General features: G+C 71.9%; 13 protein-coding genes. 4 read left to right on the top strand and 9 right to left on the bottom strand.

From position 1 onward, the window contains the following. Positions 1-192 precede the first annotated feature (192 nt). A complete protein-coding gene (locus BGP73_RS11925; protein WP_069814260.1) occupies positions 193-459 on the bottom strand; it encodes a chaplin in 267 nt (88 codons plus the stop codon). Between the two features lie 556 nt (positions 460-1,015). Between BGP73_RS11925 and BGP73_RS11920 the strand changes: the two genes are divergently transcribed. Next, entirely contained in the window at positions 1,016-2,485 is a 1,470-nt protein-coding gene (locus BGP73_RS11920) for an aldehyde dehydrogenase family protein (protein ID WP_069814259.1), read from the top strand. A 130-nt stretch (positions 2,486-2,615) separates the two neighbouring features. On the opposite strand, the gene BGP73_RS11915 is transcribed toward BGP73_RS11920, so the two are convergent. The 8 genes from BGP73_RS11915 to BGP73_RS11880 all read right to left on the bottom strand — a co-directional run bounded on the left by BGP73_RS11915 (position 2,616) and on the right by BGP73_RS11880 (position 9,467). Beyond that, positions 2,616-3,641 (bottom strand): ABC transporter substrate-binding protein, encoded by a 1,026-nt coding sequence (locus tag BGP73_RS11915; protein WP_069814258.1) that lies wholly within the window; start codon positions 3,639-3,641, stop codon positions 2,616-2,618. Positions 3,642-3,663: 22 nt separating this feature from the next. Further along, complete coding sequence (locus BGP73_RS11910) at positions 3,664-4,527, bottom strand: ABC transporter permease (RefSeq protein ID WP_079127453.1); 864 nt, start codon at positions 4,525-4,527, stop codon at positions 3,664-3,666. After that, on the bottom strand, positions 4,527-5,288 hold the full coding sequence (locus tag BGP73_RS11905; RefSeq protein WP_069814257.1) for an ABC transporter ATP-binding protein: 762 nt from the start codon (positions 5,286-5,288) through the stop codon (positions 4,527-4,529). The genes BGP73_RS11910 and BGP73_RS11905 overlap by 1 nt, the downstream gene beginning before the upstream one ends. Beyond that, positions 5,285-5,935 (bottom strand): RraA family protein, encoded by a 651-nt coding sequence (locus tag BGP73_RS11900; protein WP_212732804.1) that lies wholly within the window; start codon positions 5,933-5,935, stop codon positions 5,285-5,287. The genes BGP73_RS11905 and BGP73_RS11900 overlap by 4 nt, the downstream gene beginning before the upstream one ends. Further along, positions 5,932-6,648, bottom strand: a complete 717-nt coding sequence (locus BGP73_RS11895) for a PIG-L deacetylase family protein (RefSeq protein WP_069814256.1) — start codon at positions 6,646-6,648, stop codon at positions 5,932-5,934. The genes BGP73_RS11900 and BGP73_RS11895 overlap by 4 nt, the downstream gene beginning before the upstream one ends. Then, positions 6,645-7,610, bottom strand: a complete 966-nt coding sequence (locus BGP73_RS11890) for a DUF6282 family protein (RefSeq protein ID WP_069814255.1) — start codon at positions 7,608-7,610, stop codon at positions 6,645-6,647. The genes BGP73_RS11895 and BGP73_RS11890 overlap by 4 nt, the downstream gene beginning before the upstream one ends. Positions 7,611-7,713: 103 nt before the next feature. Continuing rightward, on the bottom strand, positions 7,714-8,787 hold the full coding sequence (locus tag BGP73_RS11885; RefSeq protein WP_069814254.1) for a 4-oxalomesaconate tautomerase: 1,074 nt from the start codon (positions 8,785-8,787) through the stop codon (positions 7,714-7,716). Continuing rightward, complete coding sequence (locus tag BGP73_RS11880) at positions 8,784-9,467, bottom strand: GntR family transcriptional regulator (protein WP_069814253.1); 684 nt, start codon at positions 9,465-9,467, stop codon at positions 8,784-8,786. Before BGP73_RS11880 ends, BGP73_RS11885 begins: the two co-directional genes overlap by 4 nt. A gap of 111 nt (positions 9,468-9,578) precedes the next feature. Between BGP73_RS11880 and BGP73_RS11875 the strand changes: the two genes are divergently transcribed. The 3 genes from BGP73_RS11875 to BGP73_RS11865 all read left to right on the top strand — a co-directional run bounded on the left by BGP73_RS11875 (position 9,579) and on the right by BGP73_RS11865 (position 13,714). Next, positions 9,579-10,373 carry an NAD(P)-dependent oxidoreductase gene (locus tag BGP73_RS11875; RefSeq protein WP_069814252.1) on the top strand — a complete coding sequence of 265 codons (795 nt, stop codon included), beginning with the start codon at positions 9,579-9,581 and terminating at the stop codon, positions 10,371-10,373. Positions 10,374-10,499: 126 nt separating this feature from the next. After that, positions 10,500-11,309: an HAD family hydrolase gene (locus tag BGP73_RS11870; RefSeq protein WP_069814251.1), complete on the top strand. Its 810-nt coding sequence runs from the start codon at positions 10,500-10,502 to the stop codon at positions 11,307-11,309. Further along, the gene (locus BGP73_RS11865; RefSeq protein ID WP_069814250.1) at positions 11,309-13,714 is read left to right on the top strand and encodes a glycoside hydrolase family 65 protein; all 2,406 of its coding nucleotides are present in this window, start codon (positions 11,309-11,311) and stop codon (positions 13,712-13,714) included. The genes BGP73_RS11870 and BGP73_RS11865 overlap by 1 nt, the downstream gene beginning before the upstream one ends. Positions 13,715-13,732: the final 18 nt, after the last annotated feature.

Below are 13,732 nucleotides of genomic sequence, written 5' to 3'. Positions count from 1 at the left end.
CTCCCGCCGGCGGGCCACCGGAGCGTCCGTTGGTGACTCCAGGGGCGCACGCTGACGGCCCGCTGTGGCCGGGGTGGGCGCCCTCCGCCTGACGAGGCGGGGTATCCGACGCCGCGCGCTCTGGTCCACGGGGAGGAAACCGACCGGGGCCGGCGGAGAGTCCCCGCCGGCCCCGGCCTCACCGCTCGGCGGTCACCAGTTGGAGCAGTGGGTCCCGGCGGAGCCGTTCAGCAGACCGAGCACCGTAACGGTGTTGCCGCAGACGTTGATCGGCACGTTCACCGGCACCTGGATGAGGTTGCCGCTCAGGAAGCCGGGCGAGTGGGCGGCGATGCCCTCGGCCGTGGCGCCCTGCCTGTGGTGGCCGTGCCCGTCCAGGGCGGCGGCGACGCCGGCGCCACCCAATGTGAGGGCGAAGCTGGCGGCGGTGAGCGCGGTGATGCGGGTGATGCGCTTCATTCTGCGATTCCTTTCTGTCGTCCGGTTGGACATTCCTTTCAACGAACCCAATGGGAAGAGAAACGAATTACCACCCATTGGCATCAGTCCCTGAAGCTGTTCGGGCTAGGTCCGGCCGAGGCGCGGCGGCGCCCGGAACACCGGTGACACCGAAACGAGCCGTCAGGCCGTCCGGCAGGCTGTACCGATCGCGGTCGAAGACCGGGGCGGGAAGCCGGGGGAGGAGGGGCGCGGGGTCTCTGTCGAATTCCACCCGGTACAGCCGTAGGGGCCTTCCCGAGCGGAGCCTCTCAGTTGGGGGCCATGGAATCCACGGGTGATGACTGAACGGCCGTATCCGACTGTCACTCACTGAGAGAGGAAGATAGCAATCACATGGGCGAGCGCCCTGGAAATCCGATATTCGGCGGGTCGTGTCGTCGGTGTTGCGGGACCGGTCGCCCGTCCTGCCCAGCCCGGCGCGGCTCACGTGCTTTTCCCGTGGGGCTGTGGCAGCGTCTCCGGCCGATGCGGCTCACCGGAAAGGGAGGGCCCCGAGAAGCCCGGAGGCAATTCCATGCCGGAGCTGTTCATCGGAGGCCGGTGGACCGCTGCAGCGGCGGCCCGGGTGCGCGACATCCGCTGCCCGGCCGACGGCAGCCTGGTCGCCACCGTGGACGAGGGCGGCCCCGAGGACGTCGCCGCGGCGGCCACCGCCGCACGGGAGGCCTTCGACACTGGATCCTGGCCGCACACCCCGGCCGCCGAACGCGGCCGACTGCTGCTCCGGGTGGCGGACCTGCTGGAGCGCGAGCGGAGCGCCCTGGCCCACGCGGAGTCACTGGACACCGGCCAGCGACTGGCCGAGAGCGAGTACGGAACCCTGGCCGCCGCCGACTGCTTCCGCTACTACGGCGGACTGGTCGCGGCGGGGAACTCCGACCGGATCCCCGACACCGGTGACCCGGAGGTGGACAGCCGGGTCGTCCACGAGCCGGTCGGCGTCTGCGCGCTGATCACCCCCTGGAGCCGCCCGCTGCTGCGGAGCGCGGCGAAGGTCGCCCCGGCGCTCGCGGCAGGCAACACCTTCGTCCTCAAACCCAGCGAACTCACGCCGCACACCGCCGTGCTGCTCATGCGGCTGCTCGCCGAGGCGGGGTTGCCGGCGGGCGCCGGCAACCTGGTGCTCGGGACGGGCACGGAGGCAGGTGCGCCGCTGAGCCTGGACGAACGCGTCGACCTGGTCTCCCTCACCGGCGGTCTGGTGACCGGTCGTCGGGTGATGGCCGCCGCCGCGACCGCGGTGAAGCGGGTCGTCCTGGAACTCGGCGGCAAGAACCCGAACATCGTCTTCGCCGACTCCGACCTGGACACCGCGGTGGACCACGCCCTCACCGCCGCCTTCCAGAACGCCGGGCAGCTCTGCTCGGCCGGGTCGCGGCTGCTGCTCCAGGACGAGATCCACGACCGGTTCGTCGAGGAACTGGTGGCCCGTGCCCGCGCCATCCGCCTGGGCGGGCCCTTCGACCAGGACGCCCGCAGCGGCCCGCTGATCTCCGCGGCCCACCGCGAACGGGTCGAGGCGTACGTGGCCGGCGGGCTGGCCGAAGGGGCGGTACTCCGCTGCGGTGGCAGCCGTCCGGGCGACGCCGTGCTCGCGGAGGGCTTCTTCTACCTGCCGACGGTGCTCGACGAGTGCACCCCCGGGATGTCCGTGGTGCGGGACGAGTGCTTCGGGCCGGTGGTCACCGTCGAGCGGTTCCGGGACGAACCGGAAGCGGTGGCGCTGGCCAACGACACCCTCTACGGGCTGAACGCCGCGGTCTGGACCGAGGACGCGGCCCGGGCCACCCGGGTGGCCGCCCGGCTCCGGGTCGGCACGGTGTGGATCAACGACCTCCTGGCCCGCCACCCCGCGGCCGAGTGGGGCGGCTGGAAGCAGTCCGGGCTGGGCCGGGAGTTCGGCCTCCGCGGGCTGGCCGAGTACCAGGAGACCAAGCACGTGTGGCGGCGCTACGGCACCCGCCCCCGGCGGTGGTTCGAGTAGCTGGACGGGAGGACGAACCGGAGCCCGCCGTACGGCTCGCGTACGACGGGCTCCGGTACCTCTCCGGCCGGAAGCGGCCGGTGCGTGAGCGGGAAGGTCGGCCAGTGAACCCTTCCCGTCACAGCGCCTCCTAGTAAGGCGTCTGCACCGCTCCGTAAACCGGGGCGCGGTCGACCAGGCCGCTCTTGACGTGGAAGCGGCGCGCCGTCTCGTACGGGGTCCGCTCCACGGTGGGAGTCTTGGGGATCTCCTTGCGGAGGATGGGCACCAGGGCCTCGATGGCCTTCTCGTCGGTGTCCTTGAGGTACTTGGCGAGCAACTCGGTGACCTTGCCCGGGTCGCCGTGGACGTCCTTCTGTGCCCGGGCTATCGCGCTCTGGTAGCCCGAGAGCTCCTCGGACTTCTTGTCGATCAGCTTCTCCGTGCTGAACACCACGCCGTGCAGCGCGCCCTCCATCTCGGGCACGTCTCCGGCGGGCGGCGAGATGTAGATCTTGCCGGCCCCGATGGTCTCGACCTGCTGGCCGATCGGCTGGAAGAACGCCAGGGCGTCCACCCGGCCGGCCTTGAGCGCGCCGATCGCCGAGGTCGCCGCGCTACCCAGGTTGACCAGGGTGGCCTCGGTCTTCGCGTGCCGCCCGATGCCCTCGAACAGGTAGTTGACCAGGGCCTCCGTCCCGCTGCCCGGGCCGGTGATGCCGATCTTCTTGCCGACCAGGGAGCGCACCCGGTCGTTGAGGCCGTCGTCCACTGCCGCACCGTCGAAGTCGTTGCCCACGACGATGTCGACGTAGTACTCGGTGGCGAGGCTGGAGACGATCCGCATCGACTTGTCGGTCTCGGCCAGGTTGAAGGCGTCGGTGATGACGCCGGCCCCGAGGTCGATGCTGCCGGACTTCAGCGCGGCCGCCACCTTGGCCCCGGTGCCCAGCCGCGGCCGCTCACCCAGCTTGATGCCCTCGTCGGTGAAGTAGCCCTGTTCCTCGGCGATGAAGAGCGGGAAGAAGGCCACGGAGTTGCTGATCTGCCCGATGTTCAGGGTGCCGGCCTTGGTGGTCGACTCGCCCTTGGCGCAACCGGCTATCACCGGTGACGCCAGCACGGACGCAGCTGCGAAGGACTTCAGCAGCGTCCTGCGCTGGATGTACCTTGTCATGTTACCGCTCCAGTCCAGAGGATCAGCTATGCGCCTCGACCGGCTTCCACCGGTTGACGCGCTTTCCGATGAGGCCGACGACGACGTTCAGCACCGCCGCGATGATGCTGAGCACGACCAGGGTGGCGAAGACCCCGGCGGTGTCAAACTGAGCGGCGGCGTCGTTGATGAGATAGCCGAGACCCTGGTTGGACGCGACCAGTTCACCGATGACCGCCCCGATCAGGGCGTAGGGGATGGCGACCTTCAGACCGGTCAGCACTCCGGTCATCGAGGAGGGCAGCACGACCTTGAAGGCGATGTGCCGACGCGAGCCGCCCATCAGCCGCACCGCGTCGATCAGCCCGTGGTCCACCTCGCGGACACCGGCGGCGGTGTTCAGGAAGACCAGGAAGAAGACGGTCGCTGCCGCCAGCAGCACCTTCATGTCCATGCCGATGCCGAACCAGACGATGAACAGCGGGGCCAGCGCCACCTTGGGGATCGAGTAGAGCGCCATGAAGAAGGGGTCCAGCACCCGGTAGGCCATCTTCAGCGAGGCCAGGACGAACCCCGCAACCGCGCCGGCGGCGGCACCCAGCAGAAAGCCGTAGACGATCTCCTGGATGGTCACCCAGCTGTGGGTCCAGAGCGTGCCGTCGGCCCCCCAGTCGCTGAGGCGGGAGGCGATGTCGGAGGGCTTGCTGGTGAAGGTGATGTCGAAGAGGTTGCCGGCGGCCATCTCCCAGATCACCAGCAGGACCACCACCAGCGCCAGCCGCAGCGCCCACACCGTGGTGCTGGAGCCGTGCTTCTCCCACCAGGTGCGCTTCAGCGGGACCCGGACGGGCCCCTTGCCGGTGTCGACAGCGGACCCCTGCTCGGCGGCGACGAGTTGTTGTGCCATCACGAGCCCTCCTTGAGAGCGGCGGCCATCGCGGTGTGCAGGGAGACGAAAGTGGGGTCGACCCGGAGCTCGTCCACCGACCTCGGCCGCGGAATGTCGATCTTCTGGTCCGCGACGATCCGGCCGAGCCGGCCGAGGACCACGATCCGGTCACCGAGCAGCAGTGCTTCCTCGATGTCGTGGGTGACGAACACCACGGTCTGCCCGCTGCCCTGCCAGAGCCGGAGGAGGTCCTCCTGCAGTTCCGTGCGGAGCTGGGCGTCGAGCGCGCCGAACGGCTCGTCCATGAGGAGCGTCCGGGGAGCCCCGGCGAGCATCCTGGCCAGGCTCGCCCGCCGGCGCATACCGCCGGACAGCTCCCGGGGGTAGTGCTTCTCGAAGCCCTGGAGGCCGACCCGCCGGATCAGTTCTGCCGAGGTGCGCCGGCGCTCCTGTTTCTTGGTGCCCCGGATCTCCAGCGGCATCTCGACGTTGTGCTGGATGCTCCGCCAGGGCATCAGGGTGTCGGACTGGGTGAGGTAGCCGATGTCCTGGTCCGGGCCGGTCAGCGGCTTGCCCCGGTAGGAGACCACTCCTTTGCTCGGTGTGGTCAGCCCGGCCAGCAGGTTGAGCATCGTGGATTTGCCGCAGCCGCTCCGGCCGAGGACGGTGACGAAGCTGCCCTCCTCGACCGTGAGCGAGAAGTCGCGGAGCGCCACGATCGCCGTGTCGTCCTTGGCGAACTGCTTGGTCAGCCCTTCGGTGTGGAGCAGCGTCGTCATGACAGCGCCTCCGTTCCCCGGCTCTCGTCCTCGGCGCGCAGGCCGTAGGCGTCGTAGCTGAACTCCCCGGCGGCCCAGCGTGCCCGCAGACCCTCCTCCTTGGCCAGTCGCTTGCGGACCGCCTCGACCGTGGACTCCACGTCGGCGGCGGCCACCGCGGTGACCCCGTCGTCGTCGAGCACCAGCATGTCGCCGGGGGAGACCGTGGTCCCGCCGATCTCCACCGGTACGTTCACCTGGCCGCGGACGTCCTTGCCGGCGCCGCGGGCGCGGCGCCAGCGGGTCCACACCCCGAGATCCATCTCGGCCAGCTCGGCGCTGTCCCGCACGGAGGCGTTCACCAGGATCCCGGCCGCGCCGGCGGTGAGGGCCTGGGTGGCGAGGAGATCGCCGAGGACCGCGACCGGCTCGGGATCGGGCATGGTCAGCACGAGGACCTCACCGGGTCGCAGGTGCGGCATGACCTCGTGGACGGCGCGGTTGTCGCCCTGTCCGCAGTAGGCGATCCGGGCGGGGCCGGCGATCCGGCGGCCGGGGGTGATCGGGATCCACTCGTGATCGAGCAGGCCGCGTCGTCCGTAGGCTTCGTAGACCGTCGCCACACCGGCTGCGGCCAGCTCGGAGCGGGCGTCCGTCACGCCGCTCACAGAGCACCGACCACGTTGGGCAGCAGCCGCTGGAAGGCCTCCGCCTGCCGTATCGCCTGGTTCCCGGTCACCTTGCGGGCGTGGTTGCCGCGGTGCTCGGCGCGCTGGGCGTAGTACTCTTGGAGGTACTTCTGGGCGGCCATGCAGCTCATCGCCTCGACCTTCTTCTCGAACACCGAGGTGATGTCGACGAAGACGGTGGGGGTGAACCCGCACAGCTCCGGCTGGTGCGGCTCGAAGGCCAGCAGCTCCGGCGGGGGAGCGGTGCGGAAGCTGCTGGCGACTCCGGCGCCGGCGGTCAGCAGCCGGGCGCGGGCCACGGCGGCGTGCGCGACCGGGTGGTCCGGGTTGAACGGGTCCTTGTCCGGGTGGGTGAGCACCACGTGCGGCGCGAAGTCGCGCATCAGCTCCGCGAGGCGGTCGATCGCCTCGGGCCCGACGTGCAGCGGGTAGTCGCCCAGGTCGAAGGCGCGGAACTCGGCGCCCACGGCGGCGGCGGCCTTGGCGGCCTCCTCGTGCCGGATGCGCTTGACGTTCTCCTCGGTCTGGCCCTCCTGCTGCCACAGGACACCGGACTCCCCGCGCTCCCCGTAGGACAGCGCGACGACGAGGGCCTCGCCCCCCGTCTCGGTGTGCGCGGCGACCGCGCCGGCCGAACGCCACACGAAGTCAGCGCTGTGCGCACCGACCACCAACATACGTCGCCCGCTCATGCGAGCCTCGCTTTCGAGTACGAGGCAGGTGCGTCGGCCAGCGGCTCGGCGCCGACCAGCCACCTGCTGTTGTGCACGGTCATCGTACGGACCTCCGTCTCGCTGAAGCCGTTCTCCAGCAGTCGGTCCGCACACAGGGCCAGTCCGTCTTCGACTGGCGGGTTGAAGGGCTGGCCGAGGTCGCTGGAGACCACGGAGTGCTCCGGGCCGACCTCGCGGATGCTCCGGAACCACAGGTCCCACTCGACCTTGCCGGTGTAGGGCGTGGTGAAGCAGCGCTCCAGCAGCGCCCCCTTCGCGGCGAGCTCCCGCTGGCGGTCGATGGCGACCCGCTGGGAGGTGAACTCCGGGTGGGTGACGACGATCCGCTCCACCCCCTCCTCGGCGGCGGCGTCCACCACGGTGGCGATCTCGTCGGTGTGGAGGTGGCCGGTGGCCAGCACCATGTCGTGCCGGGCGATCAGCCGCAGCACCTGCCGGGTCCTCTCCAGCACCGTGCCGTCGGGCGCCAGTACGTCGACCGGGTCCGCGGCCATGCCGTCGGCCCGCAGGTCGGCCTGGAGCTGCGCCCACATCGGAGGGGTGGCCCCCTCGGGCTCTGTGGCCTGGCACTGGCGCTGGTTCGCGCTGTCCACCGTGGGCAGCCAGACGAACTTGGCGCCTCCCCGGCCGGCGATCTCCACCGCGATCGGGTTGAGCCCTCCGACGGAGGCGTTGAGGGTGATCGCGCCGAGCGCGGTGGACGCGGGCTGGGCCCGTCGGACCACTTCGGCGCGCTCCGCGGTCGACCCGTAATGTGATTTCAGTACGAAGCCGGCCATACCGACCTCGGCGAACCGCTCCGCGAGCGTCACATCGTCGATCCGGCGGCGCATCACGTCCGGTGCCACGTGGATGTGTACGTCATAGGCGCCCCGGACCAACTCACGGGCTCGAACGGACGGCTGTGGGTGCTCGGTCATGTTTTTCGCTCGTTCCTCTGCGGGCCACGATCCCTGAAGAGATTGTTAACAATCTTGGCGACAGGGTCAAGGGTGAGCAGGGTAAATATTCAAAGAACAACTTTCAGGGGCGTGGGAAGACCAGGCCGTCGAAGAGTTTCCGGGCGGTGCGGACGACGCCGCTCCGAACCACCTGCGAGTTCGGGCCGAGTTCCACCTCGACGTCGAGGTGGCCCGACGGGTGTTCGAGACGGTACCGCGAGCCGTTCTCCGGGGCGGAGGCGAGTCCCCCGGCCGGGGAGCCGGGGAGCGCGCAGGCCGTCGCGACGGTGACGGCGCCTAGCACCCCGATCGAGGCATGGCACCGGTGCGGGATGAAGGTCCTGGTGGCGATCGTGCCGCCCTCGCGGGCGGGCGCGACCAGCGTCAGTTTGGGCACCGTCGCCTCGGTGACGTCACCGAGCCCCATCAGCTCCCCGGCCCGGAGCCGGATCCGCTCCAGCCGCTGCCGCAGTCCGGTGTCCCCCTCCAGTTCGGTGGGCGACTCGTAACCGAGGAGCCCGAACTGGGCGGCCGGCAGGACGACCACCGGCATGCCGTTGTCGACGCAGGTGGCCTCGGCTCCGTCGATCACGTCCCGCGCCGCTCCGGTCGGCAGCAGTCGGCCGCAGGCGGAGCCGGCGGTGTCCGCGAAGTCGAGGAGCACCGGGGCGGCGGGCTCGGGTACCCCCGAGATGCGGACGTCCCCGTCGTAGCGGACGGTGCCCCCGGGGGTCGCAACGCTGGCGACGGCCTGCCCGCCGGAGTTCACCAGGTTGATGCGGACCCGGGTGGTGCCGTCGGCGGCCGGCACCAGGCCGCGCTCGATGGCGAAGGCGCCCACCCCGGCGAGGATGTTGCCGCAGTTCTGCCGGTCGGAGACGGTCGCCCGCTCCACCCCGACCTGGAGGAAGAGGTAGTCCACGTCGGTCTCGGGCTGCTGCGAGGCCGAGACGACCGCCACCTTGCTGGTGAGCGGGTGACCGCCGCCGATGCCGTCGATCTGGCGCTCGTCCGGCGAGCCCATGACCCTCAGCAGCAGCGCGTCGCGTTCGGCCGGAGCGCTCGGCAGGTCTTCGGCGAGGAAGAAGGCCCCCTTCGACGTGCCGCCGCGGACCAGCATGCAGGGCACCCCCGCCGAACCCGGGCGCACGGTCATCGCGGACCTCCCGGAGTCATCGTGGCGCCGGTGGCGTCGACCTCCTGGAGGGCCAGGATCACGCTCCGCAGATGAGCGCGGGCGGCCTGCTCGGCCTGGTCCGGATCGTGCGCGCACACCCCGTCGATGATCGCCAGGTGCTCGGGCAGCGAGACGGTGGGGCGCCCGGGGTGCATCGCGAGTCGGAACTGGTGGCGCACGCTCTGCGCCCGGAGCCGCTCCAGGACGCGCGAGGCGGTGTGCTGGCCGCTGATCTCACGCACCCTCAGGTGCAGCCGCTGGTTGAGTCCGGAGTAGCCGAGGAGGTCGCCGGCTGCCACCGCGGCCCGCATGTTCGCGCCGATGGTCTGCAACTCCTCGACCTCGGCGTCGGTGACCACCGCCGCCGCCTTGGCCGCGCAGAGGCCCTCCAGGACCATCCGCACCTCGGAGATCTCGACGGCCTCGTCCAGCGAGACGGCCCGCACCCGGGCGCCGCGGTTCTGTATCCGCTCCACCAGCCCCTCGTTCGTCAACTCCAGCAGTGCCGCCCGGACGCTCGCCCGGCTCGCCTGGAACTGTGCGGACAGATCCGCCTCGATCAACCGCTGGTTGGGCACGAACTCGCCGCGGATGATCGCCTCGCGGATGGCCGTGACCACTGGTCGGTTGCCTTCGGACCGCACTCCGCTCTTCGCCACAGTCGCTCCCTCGTCGTCCAGCCCGAATCCACACCGATATTGTCGCCAATTTTGGTTCTGCCTTAGTGTAGCGTCACGCCCGACTTTCCCCCCGGTGGATGGAGTCCGAAGATGTCCGGCCAGAACACGCAGACAACCCCCGTGACCGTCGCCGTACTGGGACTCGGCGAGGCCGGTGGGGCCTTCGCCCGGGACCTGCTGGCGGCCGGAGCGGCGGTACGCGGATACGACCCGGCCGTCCCCGCCCCGGCGGGCGTCCAGGCGGCCCGGGACGAGGCGGACGCGGTGGCCGGCGCCGACCTGGTGCTCAGCGTCAACAGCGCCTCGGCCGCCGTCGACGCGCTGCGCGCCGGCCTTCCGGGGGCCACCGCCGAGACGGTGTGGGCCGACCTCAACACCGCCTCCCCCGGCACCAAGCGGGAGCTTGACCGGCTCGCGGGGGAGCGGGGCGTGCCGTTCACCGACATCGCCATCATGGCTCCGGTGCCCGGCCGCGGCCTGGGGGTGCCGATGCTCGCCAGCGGCGCGGCCGCGCACCGGGCGGTCACCACCCTCGGCGAGCTCGGGGCGTCGGCCGAGGTGCTCGACGGCGCGGCCGGCGCGGCCGCCGAGCGGAAGCTGCTGCGCAGCGTCTTCTTCAAGGGGCTGGCGGCCGCCGTCGTCGAGGCCCTGGAGGCGGGCCGGGCCGCGGGCTGCGAGGAGTGGCTGCGCGCCAACATCGTGACCGAACTGGCCGGCGCCGACGAGTCCACCGTGGACCGGCTGGTGCACGGAACCCACCTGCACGCGGTGCGCCGGACCGCGGAGATGGCCGCCGCCACCCAGATGCTCGAGGAACTCGGCGTCGAGCCGGCCATCGCAGCGGCCAGCCGCGATCTGCTCTCCCGGGTCTCCGCGGGGAGCTGAGCCGCCGCCCCGGAGCCGGCGCGGGGCCGTTGTACACCGGAGCGGCTCGGTTGACTGGCCCGGACCGGGTCGCTGTGCTGGAGTGGGACGGCGGCCCCGGCAGCAGCGGCTGAAGGAGGAGCGGTGATGGCGCCCACCCCGCCTCGGCAAGGAACCGCCCGCCGCCCCGCCCCGGAACCGCTCGCGGCGCGGGCGTTCGTCTTCGACACCGACGGGGTGGTCACCGAGTCGGCCGGGCTGCACGCCGCCGCCTGGAAGCAGGCCTTCGACGCGGCCCTGCGGGACCACCCGCCCGAGGACCCGGCGCAGCGCCGCCCGTTCGACACCGAGCGGGACTACCGGCGCCATGTGGACGGCCGGCCCAGGGCCGACGGAGCCGAGGCGTTCCTCGCCAGCCGAGGGCTGGGACTCCCCGCCGGGCAGCCGGGTGACCCGCCGGGGACGGACACCGTCCGGGCCGTCGCCGCCCTCAAGGAGGAGGCCTTCACCCGGCGGCTCCGGACGGTCGGCGTCGCCCCCTATCCGGGGACCGTCGCCCTGCTCCGGCAGCTGGTGGAGCGGGGTGTCCCGAGGGCCGCCGTCTCCGCCTCCCGCCACGCGCGCGAACTGCTGGAGCGGGCCGGGGCGCTGCAACTGTTCACCGTCGTCGTGGACGGCAACGAGTCGGCCCGGCTGCGGCTGCCGGGAAAGCCCCATCCGGCGCTCTTCCAGGAGGCGGCCCGCCGGCTGCGGGCCGATCCGGCCGACACCGCGGTCGTCGAGGACGCACTGGCGGGGGTCGAAGCCGGCCGGCGGGGCGGCTTCGGGACGGTCATCGCGGTGGACCGGACCGGCAGCGCGGAATCGGCCGGTGAACTGCGCCGCCGCGGCGCGGACCTGGTGGTCCGGGACCTCTCCGAACTGCTGACCCGGCCGGCCGCCCCGGGAGGCCCGTGATGCCGGAGTGGAGCTGGGAGTACGACGGCTACGACCCGGCCGAGGAACGGCTGCGCGAGGCGCTGTGCACCGTGGGCAACGGCTACTTCGCCACCCGAGGCGCGGCGCCGGAGGCCACCGCGGACGGGGTGCACTACCCCGGCACCTACGCCGCGGGCTGCTACAACCGACTGCTGTCCACCGTCGACGGGCGGGCGGTCGAGAGCGAGGACATGGTCAACCTCCCCAACTGGCTGCCATTGCGGTTCCGCACCCTGCCCCCGGAGGGGGAGGGGCCCACCCCGCCCTGGTTCTCCCCGGACACCGACGGCCTGCTGGAGTACCGGCAGTGCCTCGACCTGCGCCGGGGCACCTTCACCCGCCGGATGCGCTACGCGGACGATCGGGGCCGCCAGTTGCGGATCGACCAGTGCCGGCTGGCGCACATGGGCGACCCGCACCTGGCCGTGCTGCGGACCGAGTTCAGCGCCGAGGGGTGGACCGGGGAGATCGAGGTGGAGTCGGCCCTGGACGGTGAGGTGCGCAACGCGGGGGTGGCCCGCTACCGGGAACTGGCCGGTGAGCACCTGACCCATGTGTGCACCGGGGTCGAGGAGCCCGACACGGTCTGGCTCCGCTGCCGCACCGTGAACTCCGACATCCGCGTCGGCATGGCGGCCCGCACCACGGTCACCGGCGCGCGGCCCACCGCCGCATCGCTCACCGCGTCCGGCCCGAGGGCCGGCAGAGTGCTGCGGCTCCCGGTGCGGTCCGGCCGACCGGTCACCGTGGACAAGACGGTGGCCCTGCACACCTCGCACGACCCAGCCATCAGCGATCCCCTGGGAGCGGCGTCCGGCCGGGTGGCCACCGCCCCCGGCTGCCCCCAGCTGCTGGAGTCGCACCACGCTGCCTGGGAGCGGCTGTGGCGGCGCGCCGGGGTCGACGTACCGGGCGAGCCCGGCCGGATCCTCCGCCTCCACCTGTTCCACGTCCTGCAGACCCTCTCGCCGCACGTCGCGGCGCTCGACGTCGGCGTCCCCGCGCGCGGACTGCACGGGGAGGCCTACCGGGGCCACGTCTTCTGGGACGAGCTGTTCGTGCTGCCCTATCTGAACCTGCACTTCCCGGAGGTCTCCAGGGCCCTCCTCGACTACCGGTACCGGCGGCTGCCGGAGGCCGTCCGGGCCGCCCGCGAGGAGGGCCGGGCGGGGGCCGGGTACCCCTGGCAGAGTGGGAGCGACGGGCGGGAGGAATCCCCGCGGCTCCACCTCAACCCGCGCTCCGGACGCTGGCTGCCGGACCACTCCCGCCTCCAGCAGCACGTCGGCTCCGCGGTGGCCTACAACATCTGGCGGTACTGCGAGGCGACCGGCGACACGGACTACCTGCACAGCAGGGGCGTGGAGATGCTCGTGCGGATCGCCCGGTTCTGGGAGTCGAGCGCCGTCTACGACCCGGCGCTGGAGCGGTACCGGATCCGAGGCGTGATGGGGCCGGACGAGTTCCACGACGGCTATCCGGACGCCCCCGCGCCCGGTCTGGACGACAACGCCTACACCAACGTCACCGCCGCCTGGGTCCTCGCCCGGACCCTGGACGTGGTGCGGGAACTGTCCGAGCCGCAGCGGCGAGAGCTGTTCGAACGCACCGACACACCGGAGGAGGCGGTCGAGCGCTGGGAGGAGGTCTCCCGGCGGCTCTCGGTGCCCTTCCACTCCGGGGTGATCAGCCAGTTCGACGGCTACGAGCGGCTGGACGAACTCGACTGGGAGCACTACCGGCGACGCTACGGCGACGTACGGCGGCTGGACCGGATCCTGGAGGCCGAGGGCGACACGGTCAACCGCTACCGGGCCTCCAAGCAGGCCGACGCGCTGATGCTCGGCTACCTCTTCTCCCCAGCCGAACTCGCCGCCCTCTTCCGACAGTTGGGGCATCGGCTGGACGACGAGACGTGGCGGCGCACCGTCGACTACTACCTGCGCCGCACCTCGCACGGCTCCACCCTCAGCGGGCTGGTACACGGCTGGGTGCTGGCCCGGGTCCGTCGCGCCGACGCCTGGGAGTTCTGCCGGGAGGCCCTGGAGGGCGATGTCGCCGACCTCCAGGGCGGCACCACGCAGGAGGGCATCCACCTGGGGGCGATGGGCGGCACCCTCGACCTGGTGCAGCGGGGCCTGACGGGTCTGGAGATCCGGGACGGGGCGCTCTGCTTCGACCCCGCCCCGCTTCCGCAACTGTCCGGGTACAGCCTGTCGTTGCGCTTCCGCGGACACTGGGGCGTGCGGGTCCGGGTCGGCCCCGACCGGCTGCGGATCCGGGTCCCGGCATCGGCGGAGCGCGCCATCCCGGTGGTGATCGGCGGACGCACGGTGACCATCGCCCCCGGCGAGTCCCGCCAGCTCCGACTGCCCGACCGCTGATCTTCGGCGGGCGGTTCG

Origin of the sequence: Streptomyces sp. TP-A0874 (genome assembly GCF_001748085.1) — a bacterium.
Lineage (GTDB): Bacteria > Actinomycetota > Actinomycetes > Streptomycetales > Streptomycetaceae > Streptomyces.
Note: the sequence above shows the minus strand (reverse complement) of the source record. Positions and strands in the feature narration are given on the sequence as shown.

Coding starts and splice junctions, on each gene's coding strand:
- BGP73_RS11925 (WP_069814260.1), bottom strand. CDS start 459: ATGAAGCGCATCACCCGCATCACCGCGCTCACCGCCGCCAGCTTCGCC.
- BGP73_RS11920 (WP_069814259.1), top strand. CDS start 1,016: ATGCCGGAGCTGTTCATCGGAGGCCGGTGGACCGCTGCAGCGGCGGCC.
- BGP73_RS11915 (WP_069814258.1), bottom strand. CDS start 3,641: ATGACAAGGTACATCCAGCGCAGGACGCTGCTGAAGTCCTTCGCAGCT.
- BGP73_RS11910 (WP_079127453.1), bottom strand. CDS start 4,527: ATGGCACAACAACTCGTCGCCGCCGAGCAGGGGTCCGCTGTCGACACC.
- BGP73_RS11905 (WP_069814257.1), bottom strand. CDS start 5,288: ATGACGACGCTGCTCCACACCGAAGGGCTGACCAAGCAGTTCGCCAAG.
- BGP73_RS11895 (WP_069814256.1), bottom strand. CDS start 6,648: ATGAGCGGGCGACGTATGTTGGTGGTCGGTGCGCACAGCGCTGACTTC.
- BGP73_RS11890 (WP_069814255.1), bottom strand. CDS start 7,610: ATGACCGAGCACCCACAGCCGTCCGTTCGAGCCCGTGAGTTGGTCCGG.
- BGP73_RS11885 (WP_069814254.1), bottom strand. CDS start 8,787: ATGACCGTGCGCCCGGGTTCGGCGGGGGTGCCCTGCATGCTGGTCCGC.
- BGP73_RS11875 (WP_069814252.1), top strand. CDS start 9,579: ATGTCCGGCCAGAACACGCAGACAACCCCCGTGACCGTCGCCGTACTG.
- BGP73_RS11870 (WP_069814251.1), top strand. CDS start 10,500: ATGGCGCCCACCCCGCCTCGGCAAGGAACCGCCCGCCGCCCCGCCCCG.
- BGP73_RS11865 (WP_069814250.1), top strand. CDS start 11,309: ATGCCGGAGTGGAGCTGGGAGTACGACGGCTACGACCCGGCCGAGGAA.